The 5,938-nt window shown below is 74.4% G+C and carries 2 protein-coding genes; both read left to right on the top strand.

Annotated features, from left to right (window positions below; translation table 11 throughout):
- The first annotated feature begins 82 nt into the window (after nt 1-82).
- Nucleotides 83-3,271, top strand: coding sequence for a beta-ketoacyl synthase N-terminal-like domain-containing protein (locus tag K6I33_RS30340; protein ID WP_275126810.1), 3,189 nt, complete (start codon nt 83-85; stop codon nt 3,269-3,271).
- 138 nt (nt 3,272-3,409) lie between these two features.
- On the top strand, nt 3,410-5,893 hold the full coding sequence (locus tag K6I33_RS30335) for a glycoside hydrolase family 3 protein (RefSeq protein WP_229357755.1): 2,484 nt from the start codon (nt 3,410-3,412) through the stop codon (nt 5,891-5,893).
- Nucleotides 5,894-5,938 lie beyond the last annotated feature (45 nt).

The following is a 5,938-nucleotide window of genomic DNA, read 5'->3' as shown; positions in this document are numbered from 1 at the left end:
CCCGCCCCTCTCCACTTCTCTACCCCGCACGAATCCGGCCCGGCCCCAGGCTCGGTCCGGACCTCAGCAAGGAGACCACTCCATGTCCCTGTCCCAGGAGAAGGTGCTCGACGCCCTGCGCACCTCCGTCAAGGACGCCGAGCGGCTGCGCCGGCAGAACCACGACCTCATGGCGGCCCGCCACGAGCCGATCGCCATCGTGGGCATGGCCTGCCGCTTCCCCGGCGGTGTGCGCTCGCCCGAGGACCTGTGGCAGCTGGTCTCGTCGGGCACGGACGCGGTCGGCCCGTTCCCCGACGACCGCGGCTGGGACGTGGCGGGGATCTACGACCCTGACCCGGCGGCACCCGGCAAGACGTACTGCCGCGAGGGCGGCTTCGTGCACGACGCGGGCGACTTCGACGCGGCGTTCTTCGGCATCGGACCGCGCGAGGCCACGGTCATGGACCCGCAGCAGCGGCTGCTGCTGGAGGCGTCGTGGGAGGCCCTGGAGCGGGCCGAGCTGGACCCGCGCGCGCTGCGCGGCAGCCGTACCGGCGTGTTCGTCGGCGCGGCGCACCAGGGCTATCTTCCCGGCGGCGCGGATGGCTCCGCGCGGCTGCCGGAGGGGTCCGAGGGCTATCTGCTGACCGGGAACGCCGGGGCGGTGGTCTCCGGCCGGATCAGCTACGTCCTGGGCCTGGAGGGCCCGGCCCTGACGGTCGACACGGCCTGTTCATCCTCCCTCGTGGCCCTCCACCTGGCGGTGCAGGCGCTGCGCCGGGGCGAGTGCGAACGGGCGCTGGCGGGCGGGGTGGCGGTGCTCGCCAAGCCGGACGCGTATGTGGAGTTCGCGCGGCAGCGTGGGCTGGCGGCGGACGGCCGTTGCAAGGCGTTCGCGGACGCGGCGGACGGCACGGGATGGGCCGAGGGCGTCGGTGTGCTGGTGGTGGAGCGGCTCTCGGACGCGGTGCGCGACGGCCGCCGGGTGCTGGGCGTGGTCCGCGGCACGGCCGTGAACCAGGACGGGGCCAGCAGCGGGCTGTCGGTGCCCAACGGCCCGTCCCAGCAGCGGGTCATCCGCCAGGCGCTGGCCGACGCCCGGCTGGGCGCGGACCAGGTCGACGCGGTGGAGGCCCACGGCACCGGCACGCGCCTCGGCGACCCCATCGAGGCCCAGGCACTGCTCGCCACGTACGGCCAGAACCGTCCGGCCGAACAGCCGCTGTGGCTCGGCTCGTTGAAGTCCAACATCGGGCACGCCCAGGCCGCCGCGGGCGTGGGCGGTGTGATCAAGATGGTGCTGGCCATGCAGCACGGCGAACTGCCCCGCACCCTGCACGTGGACGCGCCCACGCGGCACGTGGACTGGTCGCAGGGGCAGGTGCGGCTGCTGACCGAGGCGGTGCCCTGGCCGGAGACGGGCGCGCCCCGGCGGGCCGCGGTGTCCGGCTTCGGGGTCAGCGGCACCAACGGCCATGTCGTCCTGGAGCAGGCGCCGGAGCCGACGCCGTCGCCGATGCCGGAGCAGGCCGTGGCGGACGGGCCGGGCGCCGGTCGGCCGGCGCTGGTGCCGTGGGTGCTCTCGGGCCGTACGGAGGCGGCGCTGCGCGACCAGGCCCGGCGGCTGTCCGGCCACCTGGCGCGCCACCCGCACCTGGACCCGCTGGACATCGCCTACTCCCTGGCCACCACCCGCAGCGCCTTCGGGCACCGCGCGGCGGTCCTCGTCGGATGCGCGGGGACGGAACCGGCACTGGCCGCACTGGCCGCGCTGTCCGCACTGGCGGAGCCGGCGGAGGCCTCGGACGGGCGCGGGGCCACGGGTGCCGTCCTCGACGCGGGGCCGCGCGAGGAGGGCGATGACGCCGCCACCCTCGCCCGCACCCTCGCCGAGGGCTTCGCGCGTGGCGCGGATGTGGACTGGTCACGGTTGTTCGACGGCACGGGGGCACGCCGGATCCCGCTGCCCACCTACGCTTTCCAGCACCGCCGTTTCTGGCTGCCTGCCACCGGTACGCAGACCTCGGGCCCGGCGTCCACGGACGCCCAGGACTCCCCGGCCCGCACGGCGGTCGAAGCCCCTGCGATCGAAGCCCTTGCGGTCGAAGCCCCCGCTGTCGAAGCCCCTGCTGATGAGTCCCCGGCCGCCCTGACCGCCGACGAGCTGCTGGCCCTGGTCCGTACGGAGGCCGCCACCGCGCTCGGCCATGGCACGCTCGAGGACGTCCCGGCCGACTCCGCCTTCGACGAGATCGGCTTCGACTCGCTCGCCGCCATCGAACTGACCGCCGCCCTCTCCGGTGCCGTGGGCACCGAGGTGCCCACCTCCGCCGTCCTTGAGCACCCCACCCCGCGACAGTTGGCCGGCCACCTGACCACCCTCCTGGCCGCGGCACCCGCGGCGGGCGCCGGCCAGGACGCCGACGGCCCGTCGCGGCCCGCCCAGGAGTCCGACCTGGTGGCGATGTACCGGCGGGCGCTGCGGCTGCGCCAGGGCGAGGAGGTCGTCGCGGCGCTGGCCGCGCTCTCCGCGTTCCGGCCCGTCTTCCCCGCCGACCGTGAACCGGCGGGGCCGCGCACGGCCGCCGAATGGCAGCAGGACCCGGTGCCCCTGACCGCCGGCGGCGGCCCGGGCCCGGAGCTGATCTGCTGCTCGGGCACCGCGGCGGCGTCGGGCCCGGAGGAGTTCACCGCCCTGGCGGCCGCCCTCGACGGCCGCATGGCCGTATCGGCGCTGCGTCAACCCGGCTTCGGTGCCAGGGAGTTGCTGCCCGGCTCGCTGGACATCCTGCTCGACGCGCAGGCCGACGCCGTGCTGCGGCACACCCAGGGCGCGCCCTACGCCCTGTTCGGTCACTCGATGGGCGGCTCGCTGGCGCACGCGCTGGCGCTGCGCCTGGAGGAGCGCGGCGCCGGGCCCGTCGCGCTGGTGCTGGCGGACGTGTATCTGCCCAGCGCGCCCGGGGCGATGGCCGTGTGGCGCGACACGATGCTCGACTGGGTCATGGAGCGGTCGGTCGTGACCATCGACGACACCCGGCTCACCGCCATGGGCGCGTACAACGAGATGCTCCTGCCGTGGGCTCCGGGCCCGACGAAGGCGCCGGTGCTGTTCGTGCGTGCGAGCGAGCCGATGGAGCGGTGGGCGGGCGAGCCGGGCGGCTGGCGGGCCCGCTGGGACGGCGGCGAGCACACCGCCGTCGACGCCCCCGGCACCCACCTCACGATGATGACCGAGCACGCCCGCGCCACCGCGGACGCCGTGCACCGCTGGCTCGGTGACCTGTGAGCACCCGCCCGGGCCCTGTGGACCGCGTGGACCACGTAACCCCCGTAGACCGCGTGGCGCCCGTAGACCGCGTGGCGCCCGTAAACCCGTAGCCCTCGCAAACCCGCATACCGCGTACTCCAACGACAGGAACCGATCGTGCTGTTGCGCAGAAAACACCGGCCGGGCGCCGGGCCCCGGCCACGCGGCCGGGCCGGGCGCCTCCTGACACACGCGCTCGCCACCGCGTGCGTCACCACCCTGCTCACCGCCCCCGCCGCGGACGCCGCCCCCCAGGAGGGCTCGGCGCGGGTACGCGGCCTGGTGGCCAGGATGACGCTCGACGAGAAGATCTCGTTCGTGCACTGGACCACGGGACCCAAGAACGGCCCGACGATCAAGGGCATCGGCTATCTGCCGGGCGTCCCGCGGCTGGGCATCCCCGAGCTGCGGACCGCCGACGGCCCGGCCGGCATCCGGCTGCTGGGCCGCACCGCGACCGCCATGCCCACGCCCGTGGCGCTCGCCGCCACCTTCGACGACCGCCTCGCGGACGAGTACGGCAAGGTGCTGGGCCGCGAGGGCCGCGCGCTGGGCCACGACAATGTGCTGGCCCCGATGACGAACATCATCCGGGTGCCCTACGCGGGGCGGAACTTCGAGACCTTCAGCGAGGACCCGCTGCTGTCCTCCCGGATGGCCGCCGGCGAGATCCGCGGAATCCAGGGACAGGGCCTGATGGCCACGGTCAAGCACTTCGCCGCCAACAACCAGGAGCGGGACCGTATGACGGTCGACGCCACCATCGACGAACAGACCCTCCAGGAAGTGGAGCTGCCGGCCTTCCGCAGCGCGGTGGAGGCCGGCGCCGCCTCCGTGATGTGCGCGTACAACAGCGTCAACGGCGCGCAGTCATGCAGCAACGACGGCCTGCTGCAAGGGGTGCTGCGCGAGCAGTGGGGCTTTCGCGGCTGGGTGATGTCCGACTGGCTGGCCACCCACGCCACCTCCGACATCACCAAGGGCCTGGACCAGGAGCTGGGCATCGACCTGCGACTCGGCGAGCCCGTGCCGCCCTCGAAGTACTTCGACGCCGAGCTGAAGGCCGCGATCGCGAAGGGGACGATCCCCGAGGCCACGCTCGACCGGTCCGTGGTCCGCATCGTCGGCCAGATGGAACGCTTCGGGCTGCTCGATCCGGGCTCTCCCCGGCCCGGCCGTGATCCGCAGGCCGGCCGGGCGGCGGCCCGCGCCGTCGCAGAGAAGGGCGGGGTGCTGCTGCGCAACGAACGCCGCGCCCTCCCGCTGTCGGACCGGGACACCGGCGACATCGCGGTCATCGGCCACAGCGCCAAGTACCCCAAGGTGACCGGCGACGGCAGCGCCCATGTCGTGCCCGACAGCGCCACCGCCCCGGTGGACGCGCTGCGGCAGCGGGCGGGCCGGGGCACGTCGGTGACGTACGAGCCGGGCCAGGACCTGGTGGGCGTGCCGCTGCCCGGCTCCGCGCTCGGCCCGGCCTTCACCAACGGCAAGCAGCTGGACCCGCTGGAGAAGGGCACGTTCTACGAGGGCGAGCTGACCGTGCCCGCCGAGGGCGACTACCGCTTCGCCTTCAAGGTCATGGGCGGGGTGGCCAATCTTCAGATCGGTGACCGCCCGATGATCCTGGGCACGGAGACCTTCGGCACGGTCTCCACCACCGTGCACCTGACCGAGGGCACCCACCGCGTGACCATGAACGGCTGGGCCTGGGAGGACACTTCGCTGACCGCCGATCTGACCTGGGTCACCCCCGAGCGGGCCCGGGCCGACTTCGACCGGGCGGTGGCGGCCGCCGCCAAGGCCCGCACCGCGATCGTCTTCGCCCACGACGACGGCACCGAGGGCGTGGACCGCGACTCCCTGTCCCTGCCGGGCCGGCAGGACGAGCTGATCGCCGCGGTGGCCAAGGTCAACCCCCGTACCGTGGTCGTCCTCAACACCGGCTCCGCCGTCCTGATGCCCTGGCTGCGCGACACCGCCGCCGTCCTGGAGATGTGGTACCCGGGGCAGGAAGGCGCCGAGGCCACCGCCTCGCTGCTGTACGGCGACAGCGCCCCCGGCGGCCGGCTCACCCAGACCTTCCCGGCGAGCGAGACCGCCCACCCCATGGCCGGCGACCCGCACCGCTACCCCGGGGTGAACGGCAAGCAGACCTACTCCGAAGGGCTGAAGGTCGGCTACCGCTGGTACGACGACACGGGCACGGCCCCGCTCTTCCCCTTCGGTCACGGCCTGTCGTACACCTCCTTCGACCAGCGCGACCTGGCCGTGCAGCGCACCGACGCGGGCCTGACGGCCACGGTGACCGTGCGCAACACCGGGTCCCGCGCGGGCGAGGAGACCGTACAGCTCTATGTCGGCCCCAGCCCCGACACCACGGCGCCGCAGGTCAAGAAGAAGCTCGCCGGCTACACCAAGGTCGCCCTGGCGCCCGGGGAGCAGCGCCGGGTCACGGTCACCGTCGACGAACAGCAGCTGCGCTACTGGGACTCCACCGCGCACCGCTGGCGGCTGGGCACCGGCGAGCGCACCGTCCAGGTGGGCTCCTCGTCGGCGGACCTGAAGGCGTCGCGCACCGTCACCGTACAGCCGCGGTGAGCGCGCCGCGCCGCGTACCCGCCACCGTCCCACCCCGTCCCACCC

The sequence above is a fragment of the Streptomyces sp. UNOB3_S3 genome (assembly GCF_020740895.1).
Lineage (GTDB): Bacteria > Actinomycetota > Actinomycetes > Streptomycetales > Streptomycetaceae > Streptomyces.
The sequence above is the reverse complement of the archived record's forward strand: the minus strand, read 5'-3'. Positions and strand labels throughout refer to the sequence as shown.